General features: G+C 64.2%; 14 protein-coding genes. 3 read left to right on the top strand and 11 right to left on the bottom strand.

Annotated features, from left to right (window positions below; all coding sequences use genetic code 11):
- Positions 1–55: 55 nt before the first annotated feature.
- From RIG82_05615 to thiS, 3 genes are all read right to left on the bottom strand, one after another.
- A complete protein-coding gene (locus RIG82_05615) occupies positions 56–709 on the bottom strand; it encodes a peptidylprolyl isomerase (protein MEQ9460410.1) in 654 nt (217 codons plus the stop codon).
- 70 nt (positions 710–779) lie between these two features.
- On the bottom strand, positions 780–1,631 hold the full coding sequence (locus RIG82_05610) for a thiazole synthase (GenBank protein MEQ9460409.1): 852 nt from the start codon (positions 1,629–1,631) through the stop codon (positions 780–782).
- A 116-nt stretch (positions 1,632–1,747) separates the two neighbouring features.
- On the bottom strand, positions 1,748–1,945 hold the full coding sequence (gene thiS, locus RIG82_05605) for a sulfur carrier protein ThiS (GenBank protein MEQ9460408.1): 198 nt from the start codon (positions 1,943–1,945) through the stop codon (positions 1,748–1,750).
- A gap of 96 nt (positions 1,946–2,041) precedes the next feature.
- Between thiS and RIG82_05600 the strand changes: the two genes are divergently transcribed.
- The 3 genes from RIG82_05600 to RIG82_05590 all read left to right on the top strand — a co-directional run bounded on the left by RIG82_05600 (position 2,042) and on the right by RIG82_05590 (position 7,834).
- On the top strand, positions 2,042–2,602 hold the full coding sequence (locus RIG82_05600) for a TlpA disulfide reductase family protein (GenBank protein MEQ9460407.1): 561 nt from the start codon (positions 2,042–2,044) through the stop codon (positions 2,600–2,602).
- 48 nt (positions 2,603–2,650) lie between these two features.
- Positions 2,651–5,644 (top strand): hypothetical protein, encoded by a 2,994-nt coding sequence (locus RIG82_05595; GenBank protein MEQ9460406.1) that lies wholly within the window; start codon positions 2,651–2,653, stop codon positions 5,642–5,644.
- A gap of 150 nt (positions 5,645–5,794) precedes the next feature.
- The gene (locus RIG82_05590) at positions 5,795–7,834 is read left to right on the top strand and encodes a hypothetical protein (protein ID MEQ9460405.1); all 2,040 of its coding nucleotides are present in this window, start codon (positions 5,795–5,797) and stop codon (positions 7,832–7,834) included.
- A gap of 149 nt (positions 7,835–7,983) precedes the next feature.
- Here RIG82_05590 and RIG82_05585 read toward each other — a convergent pair whose 3' ends face one another.
- The 8 genes from RIG82_05585 to RIG82_05550 form a co-directional block, all read right to left on the bottom strand.
- On the bottom strand, positions 7,984–8,841 hold the full coding sequence (locus tag RIG82_05585; GenBank protein ID MEQ9460404.1) for a metal ABC transporter permease: 858 nt from the start codon (positions 8,839–8,841) through the stop codon (positions 7,984–7,986).
- Positions 8,841–9,692, bottom strand: coding sequence for an ABC transporter ATP-binding protein (locus RIG82_05580; GenBank protein MEQ9460403.1), 852 nt, complete (start codon positions 9,690–9,692; stop codon positions 8,841–8,843). The genes RIG82_05585 and RIG82_05580 overlap by 1 nt, the downstream gene beginning before the upstream one ends.
- Positions 9,693–9,701: 9 nt before the next feature.
- Positions 9,702–10,652 carry a zinc ABC transporter substrate-binding protein gene (locus RIG82_05575; protein ID MEQ9460402.1) on the bottom strand — a complete coding sequence of 317 codons (951 nt, stop codon included), beginning with the start codon at positions 10,650–10,652 and terminating at the stop codon, positions 9,702–9,704.
- 46 nt (positions 10,653–10,698) lie between these two features.
- The gene (gene thiE, locus RIG82_05570) at positions 10,699–11,742 is read right to left on the bottom strand and encodes a thiamine phosphate synthase (GenBank protein MEQ9460401.1); all 1,044 of its coding nucleotides are present in this window, start codon (positions 11,740–11,742) and stop codon (positions 10,699–10,701) included.
- Entirely contained in the window at positions 11,735–12,331 is a 597-nt protein-coding gene (locus tag RIG82_05565) for a lipid-A-disaccharide synthase N-terminal domain-containing protein (GenBank protein MEQ9460400.1), read from the bottom strand. Before RIG82_05565 ends, thiE begins: the two co-directional genes overlap by 8 nt.
- Positions 12,331–13,101: a glycosyltransferase family 2 protein gene (locus RIG82_05560; GenBank protein ID MEQ9460399.1), complete on the bottom strand. Its 771-nt coding sequence runs from the start codon at positions 13,099–13,101 to the stop codon at positions 12,331–12,333. Before RIG82_05560 ends, RIG82_05565 begins: the two co-directional genes overlap by 1 nt.
- 80 nt (positions 13,102–13,181) lie before the next feature.
- Positions 13,182–15,461, bottom strand: a complete 2,280-nt coding sequence (locus tag RIG82_05555; GenBank protein MEQ9460398.1) for a transglutaminaseTgpA domain-containing protein — start codon at positions 15,459–15,461, stop codon at positions 13,182–13,184.
- A complete protein-coding gene (locus RIG82_05550) occupies positions 15,451–16,590 on the bottom strand; it encodes a DUF58 domain-containing protein (protein ID MEQ9460397.1) in 1,140 nt (379 codons plus the stop codon). Before RIG82_05550 ends, RIG82_05555 begins: the two co-directional genes overlap by 11 nt.
- Between the last annotated feature and the right edge of the window lie 143 nt (positions 16,591–16,733).

The raw sequence follows: 16,733 nt of genomic DNA, 5'->3' as shown, positions 1-16,733 counted from the left end.
ACCCGGTCGAGTCAAAATCCCGTGAAACCGGCTTGAAAACAACCGGCTGGGCCAGTTATTCCGTCTCCGAGCCCGCCTCCACCGCCTCAGCCTCGGGGTCCACCACCCGGGCTGTCTCGATGATCAGCAGCCCCGCCAGGTCCACCGCATCACCCTCAGGAATCTCCAGCAGCGGCAGGTCTGTGAACGGTCCGTTGGCATTGACGCGTTCCAAGCGATTCAGCTTATCCAACATGGGCAAGTCTTCCGGCATCACCTCAGCGAACACCGTGAACCCGCCATTCTGGTTGTCGAGATTCGCCCGGTTATCACCCAGGTTGATGAAGAACTGATTCGTTGCCGAGTCGGGATCACCGCCGAGCTTTGCCATCGCCAGCGTGCCTCGGACATTCTCGATGCCCGGCTCGTTCTTCACAGGTCCGTGATCCGGCACATCCCCGATGACCTGCTCACCCGCTTCGTTCTCCATCACCTTGAACCCGCCCCCCTGAATCACAAACCCGGGCACCAGGCGATGAAAAAACGCGCCGTCGTACGCCTTCTCGTCCACAAGCCGCAGAAAGTTAGCCACCGTCCCGGGCGTCTTCTCGTCGTACATCAGCAGATCGATGTCCCCCGCGTTCGTTGTCAGCCGTACCACCGTTCCCTCCGGGGCATCCCCATCCTGACCGAACGCAGAAACCGCCAATAACCCGGCAACCAACACCATCACTGCACTTCTAAACATCGTGACCTCGCACAACGGGGTTTATCAAAAAATCAAACAACACGCACCGGCATCACTCGCCAGGGATGTAACCGATTACACCCTCCCAGGGCGACGACGCGTTCGCATACTTCTTCTTGCCGATCCGGCCTGATAGATAGGCCAGCCTTCCCGCAGCCGTCGCATGACGCATCGCGTGCGCCATCCGCAACGGGTCCTTCGCGTGCGCGATCCCGGTATTGAGCAGCACGCCGTCCGCACCGAGTTCAAACGCGATCGACACGTCCGACGCCGTCCCCACGCCCGCATCGACGATCACCGGATAGTCGGCATCACCTTCCTTGAGCAGCTCAAGAATCAGCGCGATCGCGTGCGGGTTCAACACGCCCTGACCCGAACCAATCGGCGACCCCGCCGGCATCACCGACGCCGCCCCCGCTTCCTTGATCCGAAGCGCCATGATCGGATCATCACTCGAGTAACACAGCACCTTGAACCCGTCCGCCACCAACTCCTTGGTCGCCTCCAGCGTCCCAACCGGGTCAGGCAGCAACGTCTTCTTATCCCCCAGCACCTCGAGCTTCACCCAATCCTTCCCGGGATTGTCGAGCTGATCCAAGATCTCACGCCCCAGCCGCGCGACCCGCACCGCATCGTCTGCCGAAAAACATCCCGCCGTGTTCGGCAGAATCGTGTAACGATCCGTATCCACAAACTCCAGCAGCGACTTGCCCTCAGCGTCAATCAGCCGCTCGCGCCGCACCGCCACTGTCACCACCTCCGTCCCCGACGCATCCAGACAAGCGGCCATCGTCGGATAGTTCGGGTACTTGCCCGTGCCCACGATCAGCCGGCTCGTCAGCGTCCGTCCCCCTACTTCCAATGAACCACCCAACACAGCTTCATCTTGCACCAGCGTCGCCATCACATCACCTCGTAAGCATCATCGAAATCGAAAACAACCATGATCGACTCAACCGGTCCCATTAAACCGCACGAGAACCCACAGCCAGGAGCAGTGAGGGGGTGGGGTGGGGGGGGTTAGCCGCCGCCGACGAGGGTGACGACTTCGATCGCATCGCCATCGGTCAGTCGCGTAGCCTCGTGTTCCTTGCGTTTGACCACCTCAGCATTGCGTTCGACCGCTGCGGGCTGGCCCTCGAGCCCAAGCTCCTTGAGCAGTGCCGCGACCGTCACCGCCTCGGTCTCACGTTTCTCGCCATTAAGCACGATCTGCATACTTTGATGTTAGCAGCCGAACACGCACCACGAAAAGAACGCCGATCACTCCATCCGGGGCTAACATCCTCCCATGCCCTCCCCGAAAGGACGCTCATGCCCCGCCTCCTGATCCTGCTGACCCTCACTCTCGTCCTCACCGCCTGTGGCGACGCCACCGCACCGGCCCAGGAGCCCGGAACGACCCCCGCAGCACCCGAACAAGCCGCCACCCGAGCCCTGCCCCAGCTCGACGCCGACGCCATCGAAGCCCTCGTCGCCGAATCCGTCGCCAAAGGCCAGATCACCGTGATCGACTTCTGGGCCACCTGGTGCGCCCCCTGCATCGCCATGTTCCCCGACCTCCACACCGGTCTCAAAGACCTGGGCGACGCCGTCCGACCCGTCTCCATCACCCTCGATGTCCCCGGCGACTACGAACAACAAGCCATCGACTTCCTCGACAAGCACCACGCCCTCCACGACGCCTACCTCCTCTACCCCGATGCCGATGCCCAGATCGAGGTCGTCAACCGCATCGCCGACTCCTGGAACGACCTCGTCGTCCCCGCCGTCTTCGTCTACGACGCCTCCGGCAACCTCATCGGCGAGTTTGTAGGCGGGTCCGACCCCCAACCCATCATCGAAAAAGCCCGCTCCCTCCTCCCCACCAACTGATCCGGATTCAATGGCAGCCTTTTCGGCCAAGGGGTATCGTGCCCAGCGATGCCCAACCTCCCTAACATCACAGCCAGCCTACTCGCAGCCACATTAACCCTCTCCCTCTGCTCCCCCTCACCGGCAGCCGAACAACCCATCTCGATCGTCGGCCCGCGCGTCTCTCTTGGACCCCTTGCCGACCCCGTAGTCGATGCTCAGGCGATCCTCGGCGGCCAACGCGTCACCACTTGGACCGAAACCGACGCCACCCGATGGTTCCTGCTCGAAGACAATGCCACCTTCGCCGTAGGCAGCTACCGCTTCGCCGCGTCCCGCGCGTTAGTCCGCGTCCAGACCCGCACCATCCAGCACCAGACCATCCACATCCTCACCGTCTTCCTCCTCGACGCCAGCCCGGGCGACGCCACCGGCCCGATTGAAGCCGCCACCCCACGCATGACCCTCTCCGCCGCCACCCGAGGCGGGCTCGCCGTCGATGCCAACCTCCTGCTCCAACCCGACGCCGCGCCCGATAGCCCGATCATCACCCAGGCCCGCAGCGCCTTCGCCCGACTCGACCTCGCGCGTGCGACCCCCACCCTCGCCATCAACCCCAGCCCCGCAGTCACCGACGATCAGATCGCCCTCAAGGACCTTCGACGCGCCGAGATCGAACGACGCCGCGCCGAGATCGACGCCGTCTCGCCCGCGCTCGCCGACCAGCCCGAACCCAGCGGGCTTATCGATCTCCCGACGGAAGGACGCATCTCTTTCGCCGCTGGCCGTGCCGTCGCCCGAGGCGGAGACACCGAGTCCACCCTGACCCTCGTGGGCGGGATCACCGTCATCTACACCGACCCCCGAGGCGACACCACCCTCCGACTCACCGCCGAGAAGGCCGTCCTCTTCGCCGATGGCAACTTCGCTCTTTCCGGATCACTCGACGCCGACAAAGTCACCGCCATCTACCTCGAAGACAACGCGATCATCTCCGATGGCGTCACCACCGTGCGTGCCCCCCGCATGCTCGTCGATACCAAGGCTGAACGCGCCCTGCTCTTCGAGGCTGTCGCCTACACCTACGACCCCCGGCGACAGATCCCAATCTACATCCGCGCCGAAGAGATCCGACAGGTTGCTGGCACCGCCGCTGTCGCCACCAATGTCACCCTCGCCACCAGCGCGTTCGCGCAGCCACACTTTGGCATCGGCGCCGAAAAACTCGCCGTCAACGTCGCCCGCCAGCCCGATGGCTCGGCGATCCCCTACTTCGCCGCCGACGACGCTACCGTGCGTGTCAACGATACGCCGATCTTCTACACCCCAAGGCTCTCCGGCCGCGGCCAGGAAATTCCCCTCCGCTCGATCGACGCTGGTTTCTCAAACCAAAACGGGCTCGAACTCCAGACCGAGTGGGACCTCTTCGCCCTCACCGGCAAAGACCAACCCCAAGGCGTGGACCTCTCCGGCCGCTTCGACGTCCAGGGACAGCACGGCGTCGCCCTCGGAGCCGAAGTCCAGTACGACCGACCCAACGCCCTCGGCCAATCCCAGTTTTATGTCCTCCCGTTCGATCAGGGCGAAGACGAAGTTGGCGGACGCAACGCCGTTGGCCAGGAAGGCGAGTTCCGGGGCTTCCTCCACACCCAGCACCTCCAGCAACTCGAACAAGGCTGGCGCGCCGCCTTGCAACTCGCCGTCGTCTCCGATGAAACCTTCCTCGAAGAGTTCTTCCCCGATGAAGCCTACGCCGCCCTCCCTTATGAGACCTCCCTCTACCTAGCCAACACCGACCACGAAACCACCTTCTCTCTGTTCTTCCGATACGACGCCAACAACTTCATCGAACAACTCCCCGAACTCCAGGCCCAACCCTGGCGCATCGACGAAGCACCAAGACTCTCCTACTTCCGACAGGGAACGCCCCTTGGCAGTTCGGGTGTCGTCTATCTCACCGAGAACAACTACAGCTACCAACGCATCCGCTTCAGCGAAGACGCTCCCGAAGACCGCGGATTCGACACCATGGATTCCCTCATCAACTTTGGCGACTTCGAGTTCGTCTCCTTCGACGACAGCTACGCACCACTCGGCATCCCCGATAGCTGGCGCCACCGCATCGATACCCGACACGAACTATCGGCCTCAAGACGCCTGGGCATCGTCGATGTCAATCCCTTCGCCGCAGGCCGATTCGTCGGCTACAGCGAGAGCGCCAACTCCCCCTTCATCGACGACCCCAACGATCGATTCTGGGGTGCCCTCGGCGTCCGCCTCCACACCACCTTCATCGGCTCCAACTCCAACGTCCGCAGCCGTATCCTCAACATCGACGGCGTCCGCCACATCATCGAACCCTCCTCCGACCTGTTCATCATGGGCACCTCCTACGACACCGATCAGGTCTTCATCCTCGACAACGACACCGACCGACTCTCCGACGGCGCCGGCACCCGCATCGGTATCCTCCAGACCTGGCAGACGCGACGACAAGCCCTCGGCCAAACCCGAACCGTCGACTGGATCCGCCTCCGCACCGACGCCATCTTCCGATCCTCCGAGTCCATCGACGGCGCCATCATCCCCCGATACCACGCCTACCGACCCGAACTCTCCCGAGGCGGAGATCACCTCTTCGGCGAGCTCGCCTGGCTCGTCACCGACCAGATCGGCTTCATCTCCGAAGTCACCCACGACCTCGAAAACCAGCAGACCGCCCAGTGGAAATCCGCCGTCACCTTCGAGCACGACACCCGACTCACCTCCTTCATCAACTACCAGCAGATCCATCAACTCGACAGCTCCATCCTCGGCTACGGTGCCGGCTACCAGATGACCGCCAAGTACCGCGCCCTCTTCGAGCACCGCCTCGACCTCGAAGAAGGCGGGTCCCGCGATGTCCTCTTCAGCCTCGACCGAAAACTCCCCAGCTGGCGACTCCGATTCACCGCCGACTTCGACCAGATCGACAACGAATCCTCTCTCAGCGTGTCCCTCCAGCCCCAACTCGCCCAGCAACGCGCCGGCGAAGGCCTCCTCCCCTACGACAACATCGACTGACCCCCCGATTGGCCCCGACAGGGCAGTTCGCCTCGGGCGAATGGGCCGGGTGATGACCAACAACCGATCCGGCCTTTCCTCCGCCCCGCCGCCCACCCCGCGATATACTCGACCCTCACCCTTTGAACCCCATTTCGGAGCCTCTGCCCCGTGTTCAAGTTCTTCCGTCAATACCAGACGATCATCGTCGTCGTCGGCATCACCCTCCTCATGATCGCGTTCCTCCTCCAGGACACGCTTTCCTACATCACCCAGGGCTCGCCTGCCCAAGCCGTCATCGGCACCGTCAACGGCCGCGAACTCACGGTGCAGGACGAACTGGTCGCCCGCAACGAGATCCAGATCCTCAACAGCATCACCCCCATCTTCCAGTCCGTCGCCGGCAGCGCTTCCGACAGCCGCAGCGTCCGCCGCTGGCTCCTGCTCGGTGCCGCCGTCGATGAACTCGGCATCGCCGTCAGCCAAACCGAGATCGCCACCGCCCTCGGAGCCTTCGGGCTCGACGAAAACGAGTTGGCACAACGCGCGCTCACCATGAACGTCAAGCAGGCCAGCATCATCGCCACCATCGGCCGCTGGCTTCAACGCGAACGCGTCATCGCCCTCATGCTCGGCCGCACCACCCTGGACGTCGATCTCGACCCATCACCAGGCCTCCGCCGACTCACCGCCCAACTCCAGGGCTTCATCCTCCAACAACAGGGCAGACAAGCCCTCGACGCCGGCAACATCACCCAGGCCGAACCACTCCTTCGCCAGGCCAACGCGCTCCTCGGCATCGCCTCCGGCGCCCAACGCGTCTCCCGCCCCCTCATCGAGCAGGTCATCTCTGATCAGCAGGCCGCCGTCGCCGCCAGCTTCGTCCTGCTCCGTCCCTCCGCCCTCGGCATCGAAACCCAACCCCAACCCGAACTCCTCGAAGAACTCTTCACCACCTACCGCGACACCCCCCCAGGCGAAGGCGAACCCTACGGCTTCGGCTACCAACTCCTCGACCGCGTCAAACTCGAAGCCCTCGTCATCCCCTTCGACGCCGTCCTCGCCCAGACCACCGTCGAAGAAGCCGACGCCCTCGCCTTTTTCCGCGAAAACCAGGAGATGTTCCTCCCCCTCAACGAACAGGGCCAGCCGCAGGAAGGCGCCCAGCCCCGCGACTACCGCGAAGTCCGCGCTGACATCCGACGCTTCCTCCAGCAGCAAAAAGCCCTCGAAACAACCCAGGAGATCGCCCGCGCCGCTTCCGCCAAGCTCACCACCGAACTCCGCGGCATCACCCAGACCCAGGGCTACTACAACTTCCCCGATGACTTCTCGCCCAAGACCCTCCGCTCCGTCGCCGAGGAAATCGAGGCCACCTACAACATCCGACCCAACCTCCGGCCCGCACCCTCCACCTTCGTCAACGTCCGCGACCTCGCCTTCGACCCCGTCATAGGCGGGGCCGTCCTCCCAGATCGTCAACCCCGCATCCCCATCACCCAGGTCGTCGCCTCGCTCCGCGAACTCAACCCCGCCAAAGAAAACCCTCTCCTCACCCTCTACCTCCAAGAGCAGTCACCCAGCCCCGTCATGCAACTGCCCTCCGGCTCCATGCTCATCTTCCGCGTCACCGACGCGCTGCCCCTCCGCACACCCGAGTCCCTCGACGAAGTCCGCGACCAGGTCGAGCAGGACGCCCGCCAACTCGCCGCCTACCGCACCCTCACCGATCAGACCGACACCTGGCGGACACGCGCCACGACCGAACCTCTCGAAGACATCGCCTCCGAATCATCCGCCGCCATCATCGACACCGGCCCCTTCCCCAGACGTACCCGCGACCGCTCCGGCCTCTTCACCGTCCCCACCCTCCCCGGCCTCGGGCAGCAAGGCGACCTCGTCGACGCCATCTTCACCCGCGCCCGCGAACTCAACGCCCTAGGCGACATCGCCACACTCAACCCCTCCGAGCGCATGCTCGTCCAACCCGTCCCCTCCGAACAGGCTCTCGCCGTCATCCGCGTCGACGACTACGAGCCCATCTCCAAACGACGACTCGAAGCCATGCTCAACGACCCCACCCTCGAAGTCCTCGTCACCGAAGCCCTCCTCGACGGCAACGAAACCCGACCCCTCGACCTCGCCTCACTCCGAAAAGCCGTCAACTTCACCCCCGCCGATGGCTACGAACTCGAAGACCTGACTCCCTAGTTACGGGTTCAGGTGCGTGCGAGTCCCACACAGCAATCCAGGTCTGACACGAGCCTGAGGCGCAAGCCTCACGGGCCCATCCCCTCACAAACTCAACAGACCCATCCACATCCAGAGCGTCGCAGTCGCGCCGCTCTGCTCACCACTCACTATCTCCCAGCCAACCGACGACTGGCCACCGACACCAGATACAACCCCGCCGCCGCCAGCACGATCGCAGGCTCCGGGCTGATCGACGACCCCATCACCTCGATCTCATAAACCAGGACCCGAGGCGTCGTCGTCACCACCAGCCCGATCAACACCGACACCGGGATGATCGTCGCCAGCCGCGATAACCGATGCGCCGCCGTCGCCGCCGGTAACGTCAATAATGCCAGCACCAGAATCAACCCCACCACTTGAATCAGCGTGATCACTGTCAACGCTACCAGACACAGCAACACAATCTGCACACGCATCACGTTCACCCCCCGAAGCTCCGCCTGCTGCGCGTCCACACAGACCCCCACCAACTGCTTGTAATACACCGCCGTCACCCCAAGAATCACCGCGTCCAGCCCCGCCAGCAACCACACATCCGACCACGACACATACACGATGTTCCCAAACAGATAACTCATCAGCTCCGTGTGATAGCCAGGCGTAAACTTGATCAGCATCAGCCCCACCGCCATCCCCACCGCCCACATCGCACCGATCAGCGTGTCCATCCGCTCCGCCACCCGATCGTGCACCACCCCCAACAGCACCGCCGACCCCAACGCCACCACCACCGCACCCTCCAGCGGACTCATCCAGCCAAACACCCCCGGATAAAAGTGCCGGAGAAAAATCGCCCCGCCAATTCCCCCCAGCGCCATGTGTGCAATCGCACCCGACAGAAACACGATCCGTCGCGTGATCACAAACGGACCGATCACCCCCGTCGCCACCGACGCCAACGCCCCAGCCAGCAAACCCGTCACCAAAAACGGGTTGTCCGCCATGTCCCTGAAAAACATCATCACCCACCCCCCCCATGCGAAGGCACGCCTTCTCCGCCACCAGAACTCTCTGCGGAACCTATCGACCCATGCGGGAGGGTGGGGGGGTGGATGGGGCAGTCGTCTTCGTGGTGGTGGAGGATGCGGACCGGCCCCGCGTAGGTCCGTTCGATCTGGTCATAGGACAGCTCGCTCATCGGGTGCACCGAGAGCTTCGAGTTCAGGCACGCCACGCGGTTGAGTTCGCTGGTCACAAACGAGATGTCGTGACTCACCATGACAATCGGCATCCGCTCGTGCAGCCGGTGCAGCAGCTCGGTGAGCCCCCGCTGCGCGTGCGGGTCCACGCCCGTCGTCGGCTCATCCAACAGCAGCACCTCAGCGTCTGCCGCCAGCGCCCGCGCAATCAGCACCCGCTGTCGCTGTCCGCCCGACAACGACCGGATCGCCCGACTCGCCAGCTCCGCGCACCCCGTCATCCCCAGGCAGTCCATCGCCGCATCCCGATCCCGCTTCGAGTACCACAGCCCCCACCGTGACGCCCCCAACCGACCCATCAACACAATGTCCAGCACCGACGCCGGCGCCGCCGCATCGATCGTCGCCTGCTGCGGGACATAACCGATCCGCGACCGTCCCCACTCCGCCGCCTGCCCGAACACCCGCACCGTCCCCACCTCCGCCCGCAGTTGCCCCAGCATCAGCTTCAACAGCGTCGTCTTCCCTCCCCCGTTCGGCCCGATGATCCCCAGAAAATCATCCCGCCTCACCTCCAGACTCACCTCATCCAGCACCGCCCGCTCCAGCACCGAACCCGGGTACCGAAACGTCACCCCCGCAACCTCAATCACCACATCATCCGCTGCCACCATCTCGTGCCCCTACTCCTGCTGACCAGAGGACAACAACGCCGCCGCCACCTCACGCAGATTCGCCACCACGTCCGCCCGCATCGGGTCGATCACCGCCACCCGAGCCCCGATCGCTCCCGCGACCGCCGCCGCTCCCCGACCCGCGATCTGCGGCTGCACAAACACCACCCCGATCCCCTCCGCCCGCGCCCGGTTCTGCAACGCCGTCAACTCCCGATCCGTCGGGTCCTTCCCCTCCGTCTCAATCGCCACCTGCCGCAGCCCATACCGCTCCGCGAAGTAACCCCACGACGGATGAAACACAAAAAACGCCCGGCCCCGCACAGGCGTCAGCGTCAGCATCAACTCCCGATCCAATGCCCCCAACGCCGTCACCAACGCCCCATGATTCGCCGCGTAAACCTCCGCCCCCGCCGGGTCCACCCGCGTCAGCACCTTCCGCACCACCCCGGCCTGCGCGATCAGATTCGCCGGACTCAACCACGTGTGCGGGTCCTCATACCCCTCAGCCCCATCCCCATGGCCGTGACCGTGACCGTGACCATGATCGTGCGCGTGATCATGCCCCTCCTCATCGTGATGCCGATGCGCCTCCATCCTCCGCAGCGCAATCCCTTCCCGCAAATCCACCACCGCCACCGACCCGCTCCCCTCGATCGCCGAAAACCACCCCCCACGCTCAAACGGCACCCCTGCCCGGAAATAAACCCCGCACCGCAGCACACCCGACACCTGCCGGTCCGTAGGCGTATACGTCGCATGACTCGCCGCCCCCGGCAGCGTCACCACCACACCCACCCGATCACCCCCGACACACTCAATCAGCCACCCATGAGGCGGCAAACTCGTCGCCACCCGCACCGATACCTCCCGCTCCTCAGCCTCAGGGGCGCAGCCCACTGCCCCTAACCCCACAACCCCCGCCATGACCAGCGCAACCAATATCAGGCCTCGTCTCATAACTGAGATTCTATTCTCAAAAACCCCGTCCGTCACCCCCACGTCATCAGCTCGCCCCTCGAAACGCCTCCACCAGCCCCCGAGCCGCCGCCCCGGGCTCATCCGCCCCCGCAATCGCCGCACACACCGCCACCCCCAGCGCTCCAGCTGCAACCAGTTCCCCGACATTCCCCGCTGTGATCCCACCAATCGCCAGATGAGGCAGCCGCCCGGCCTCAAGATAAGCCCGCAGATACCCCGGCCCCGCCACCACCGGCTTAGCCTTGGTCATCGACACGAACATCGGCCCCAACCCAACGTAATCCGCCCCCTCATCCTCCGCCTCCCGCGCCTCCTCCACCCGCGATGTGCTGACCCCCACCACCAGCCGCCGACCCGCCATCCGCCGCACATCGCCCACCGAAAGGTCCCCCTGACCCAGATGCACCCCATCCGCCCCCGCCGCCAACGCCACATCCGCCCGATCGTTCACCACCACCGCCGCCCCAGCAGGCCGCGCCACCCCAACCACCTCGCGCACCCGCTCCAAGAGCGCCCGATCGTTCATCCCCTTCTCCCGCACCTGTACACAGTCCACCCCCGCCGCCACCGCCTCACCCAGCACCTCGCGCCATGGCCGCAGACACGCCGACTCCGTCAACAACAAACACACCCCCCACTGACATCCCCGCCCCGACCCCAACGCCACCACCACCTTTCGCTGCAACTCATACACCCGATACCGCAGCCCCTCCGCACCCCCCGCCAGCTCCTCACACCCCTCACGCTCGCCAACCAGCTTCCCGAACTCCTCGATCACCCGCAGCGCCTCCGCCACCCGATACCCCGCCGCCTCCGCGATCCCCGCCACGTCCTCCCGTTGCCCCTCGCGCACCGTCCTAATCCCCGTCCCCACATCCCCCGTCGTATCCCGATGCCACGCCAACCCCTCTACGCCCGCCAACAACCCCCGCAGCTCATGCCGCAGCCCCTTCGCCTCTCGCGACAAATCCTCACGATTCAACACAAACCGCGCCACATCCTCCAGCGTCCGCAGCCCCTCACTCGCTCGATTCGCATTCGCATCAATCGCCCGCAACACATCACCCATCACCCGCCTCCGACTTCTCCGCACCCGCACTAGCCACCCGGTCCTCCTTCCTGATCATCCACAGATTCCGCACATACACCACCCACCCAAACAACTGACCCACAAACCCCACCGGCTCGATCCGCCACGTGAAGTAGATCAGCAACATCGACGACCCGATCAGACTCAACCACCAGAACGCCTCCGGCACCACCGACCGCTTCGCCCGCTCCGACAAAATCCACTGAATCAGCATCCGCCCCATGAACACCGCCTGCGCCAGGAACCCAAACCCCACCCACAACATCCCCGTCCACGACGTGATGTCCAGCAGCGCATACACCAACCCACGATCCGCGTTCTTCGCCTGCGCCCGCTCCACCTCCGCCACAAACTCCTGAGGCGACAACAACCTCTCCTCCCCCAACCGCACCATCGGACCATCCTCGGTCGCCTCGATCACCACGCTCGCCAGACGATCCGACAACTCAAACCCCGCGCCCCCGAGCCGCATCCCCTGCTTGCTCGCCACCAGCAGCACTAGACCCCCCAGCACCACCGCAGCCCACACCATGAGCCACCACCGACGGCCGTGACGTGATCCGCCCATCAAGTCACACCCTCCCCGCCCGTCCCGACCTCCTCCACCGAGACATCCCGCACCCGCTTGCTCATCCAACGCACCGCCAGACAATCAATAAACCCCGCCACCCCACGATTCACCAGCCCCAGCCCGTACTTCGTCGACCCCGAGTGCCGCTCCCGATGCGAAACCCGCATCTCCGCGATCGAACCACCAAGAATCCGCACCGTCGCCGGGATGAACCGATGCATCCCCTTGAACTGCAACGGCAGCCGCTTCGCATACCCCGCTCGCATCACCCGCGCCGAACAACCCGTGTCCCGCGTCCGATCGCCCACGATCGCCCCCCGCGCAAACCGACCAACCGCACTCGCCCACCGCCGGATCGCATGATCCCGGCGATTCGCCGACCGATCCCCCTGCACCAGGTCCACGCCATCCCGCTTCGCGATCGCCAGCATCTCCGGCAGATCACCCGGATCATTCTGCAGATCAGCATCCAGCGTCGCCACCCACGCACCCCGCGCCGCCGCAATCCCCGCCGCCATCGCCGCCGACTGACCCCCCGGCTCATCTCGATGCAACACCCGCAACCACCCATACGCCGACTGCTTCGCCTTCAGCACCCCCAGCGTCCCATCCCGCGACCCATCATCCACCACGATCAACTCAACCTCGATCCCCACACCCCGAACACACCGATCAATCTCATCCACCAACGGACCCACGTTCCCCTCCTCGTCCAACGCGGGAACGACGATCGACAACTCAGGTTCAGCACCAGGCACGCTCTGCATCAAACAACCTCAATCAACTCTGGGACCATCCCCTCCAGCCTAGCACAACCCCTCCCACCTCTTCGCTCGCTCCTCCACCCTCACAGCCGCGACGCCCCCGTCGCCAGCCCATGCCGAAGCGCCTCGAGATGAGCCCTCGCCAACACCATCTCCCCCTCATCCGGCTGCTCACCACCAAAACGCGCCCGATAGAACAACGCCGTCAATAACACCACCGGCCCAAACCGCATCGGGTTCGCCTCCATCAGCTCCTCCGCAAACGCCTGAGGCGTCTGCCACGACGGTCGCACATAACCATGACGCTCCAGCAGCCGGATCATCCGCAGATAAAAATCCATCCGCCGAACCCACGACCACCCCTCAGACCAGCCCTCCAACTCAACGCCCAGCCGCTCCAGGTCCCGCTTATGCCGCGCCAGCAACACCGCCACCCCCGCCAGCAACGCCCCCAACCCCGTCGCCGCCAACCCACCCCACAACGCCAGCGACGAACCCGTCATCGCCGAAAACCACAACGCCGTCCGACCCCACACCCGACGCAGCACACCCGCGATATCCTCCGCAGCCATCGGAACATTCTGCGCCCAGGCTACCAGCAGATTCCGCGCATGATCGTCATACGCCACGATCAACGCGATCCACGAAAACTCAAGACGCTCATACCACGACCGCAGCCGATGCGCCAGCGTGTCCTCCGTCGCGTGCAACACCTCGATCGACGAATGAGGCGTCCCGTCCAGCGATCGCCAACCACCATCCGCATCCGTCGCCACCTCAACCCACGCGTGCGCATGCTTCTGCCTCGCAACGTAATACGACCCCGCCTCGTTGTACTCGCTCACCCGATAACCCACGATCAGCCGCGCCGGAATCCCCACCGAACGACACATCGCCGCCAACCCACTCGCAAACAACTCGCAATGACCCGTCCGATGATCCAGCAAAAACGCCGTCACCGGGTCCACGCCGCCTCGCGGCCGAGGATTAAACCGACGATACCGATAGTGATCCCGAAGCTCCTGCGCCAGCCTGGTCGCAACCTTCCAATCTTCCACCGTAAACGCCAACTCAGGATCACGCTCAAGCCCCGCACGCTCAAGAATCGCCATCGTGTAGTCACGGATCTCCTCCTCATCCACCAGCCACCCCCGCGCATACCGATCCACATGACGATCCGACATCAGCGACCGCGTCATCCCCAAACCATCACGATTCTCCATCGCATCAAAATAAACCCCGGGGATCTCCATCTGATGAAACAGCGGCCAACGCACCGTGTAGCCCAACGCGCCCCCAGGCGTCCCCGCACCACTCGTCCGCAACACCTGATCCAACGGGTTGAACTCCAGCCGCTCAACATTCGCACTCGTAAACGACACGACCGGCAGCACCGAAAACAACGCCTCATGATTCCGTCGACGAATCGTCACCTCACCCTCCAACAGACTCAGCGGCTCCTCCACCGATACAAACCGCACCGAACCCATCTCCAGCGGAACATGCTGGTAACGCGCCTGCGCTTCCACCCCACGCATCCACTGACCCGAAGCCACGTCATACTGATCAAACACCATCCCACGCAGCAGATACACCTGACCCGTCCCACGAAACGGCTCACCGTGAGCCATCACCCGTAGCCGCAGCACCGCCTCATCACTCCCCTCCAGACTAGGCGACGTCCGCACATCAACCCGCTCGCTGTAACCCGTCGCCTGCTCCAGCATCACACCACCAAGCTCATCCACAAACGCCCCGCTGTCCGACCTCGGAACCAGCAGAAAACACAGCAAACCCACCAGCAGACACAACACACCAATTACCGCCCGCGTCACCCGCAAACCCACAGGCGTCCGCCGCATCGGAACACCCCCCCGACGCGTGACCTTAGGCGACGACGCCAGACCAACATACGCCGTCTCCAGCTGCAAACGGCTCAGCGTCCACGTCAGCAAAAAACAATACCCCAGCATCAACACACCGAACACCATCGACACACTCACCACGCACGCAATGATCATCTGCACCAGACTGATCACCAGCATCGCAATGATGTCCCTCGGACGCTTGTGGCCAAACAGCAGCAACGCCTGCAACACAAGCGTGAAATGCGCCATCGCCAGCACCATCCGATGCCCCAGCACCATGTTCTCCACCACCAACATCCCAAACGCACACACGCCACCCGTACTCACCACCCACCCCGGCAGCCGACGCTGCTGAGCACGCTCAAACAACAACCAACCCACCACCGCCACCGAACCCGCGATCGCCAGCAGCAACGGATTGCTCAACGCCAGACACAACGCAAACACCGCCAGCATCACCTGAATAAACAGCAGCCGACGACCATTAGGCAGCATAAACACCACCCTCCGCGCGACGAAGCGCCGCCAGCGACGGCAACGGGTCCAACGGCAAGCCCGAAGCCGAAGTGTCCAGCAACCGTGCCGAATCACCACCATGCAGCACCATCAGGTCAGGCGCCCGCGGCGCCACACCCGTAGGCGACGCCAGCACCCACATCGACGGCCGCAGCTGCGCCGCACGACCCACCTCCGCACCACGACCCGGAACCATCCGCGCTAACGTCTCCAGAATGTCATCACGATGCGGAAGACTCGCATGAGGCCGATGCAGCGAACCCTCACCACCCACAATCACCAGACCCACCGGCATCCCGTGACCCTGCGCCGCGCACACCATCGACGCCACCAGCGTCACCGCCTGCTCCACCTCACCGCCCGTCGGCGAACCCGACGACATATCCAGACACAACATCACTCGAGGCGGGACCGGCCGCAGATGCTCACGAACCATCAGCGTCCCCAGCCGAGCCGTACGCTTCCAGTCAATCGACCGCACCGCATCACCAGGCCGGTACTCCCGCAGTCCCGCAAAATCACCCGCGCCCGAACGCGAATCCACCTCCGCCTTACCCGTATCGCGCCACACCCCCGACGTCGCCCGCAACTCCCGCGTTACCCGATACACCCGCGGATACACCAGCACCTCCGACACCCGACCAAACCGCCGCTCACCCCGCACCAACCCAAACGGGAAACTGCTCCGCACACGCACCGCCTCCAACGCCAGCACCCCACGAACCTCCGGGTACAACGTCGCCTCCGCCGTCGCACGACCCTTCCGCGCCAGATACAAGCAATAACCACCCTCCTGACGAACACCCGCCAACACCTCCGACACAATCACCGCACCCAAAGGCAGCCAGCCCCCGCGACCCACCACATAACGCACCGCCATCGCCTCACCCGCCAACCCCCGCGACGGCGCATACCGCCGCACCGTCACACCCCACAAACTCAACCCGGCCCACAACCCATCGAGCACCAACGCACCCACCAACAAACCCACCAGAAAAAACAGCAGATTCGCCTGCGTCAACACCGCCGACAAACCCACCACCCCCGTCGCGCCCACATAACTCCAACCCGCAGGCGTCACCGACCAGCGATAAACAGCTCGATCCATCCCCACAGTCTCCCCAACCCCTCCCCCACAAGCAACGCCCAAGACCGAACACGCCGGGTGCCACGGGTCATCAAGCCGCAGGCGAGTGACCCGTGCTGCCTTGTGCACCGACCTGACCCCTCAAGAAACTAGCTACCCGGAAT

This window comes from Phycisphaeraceae bacterium (assembly GCA_040222855.1).
Taxonomy (GTDB): domain Bacteria; phylum Planctomycetota; class Phycisphaerae; order Phycisphaerales; family Phycisphaeraceae; genus Mucisphaera.
This window is presented reverse-complemented; position numbering and strand designations above follow the sequence as displayed.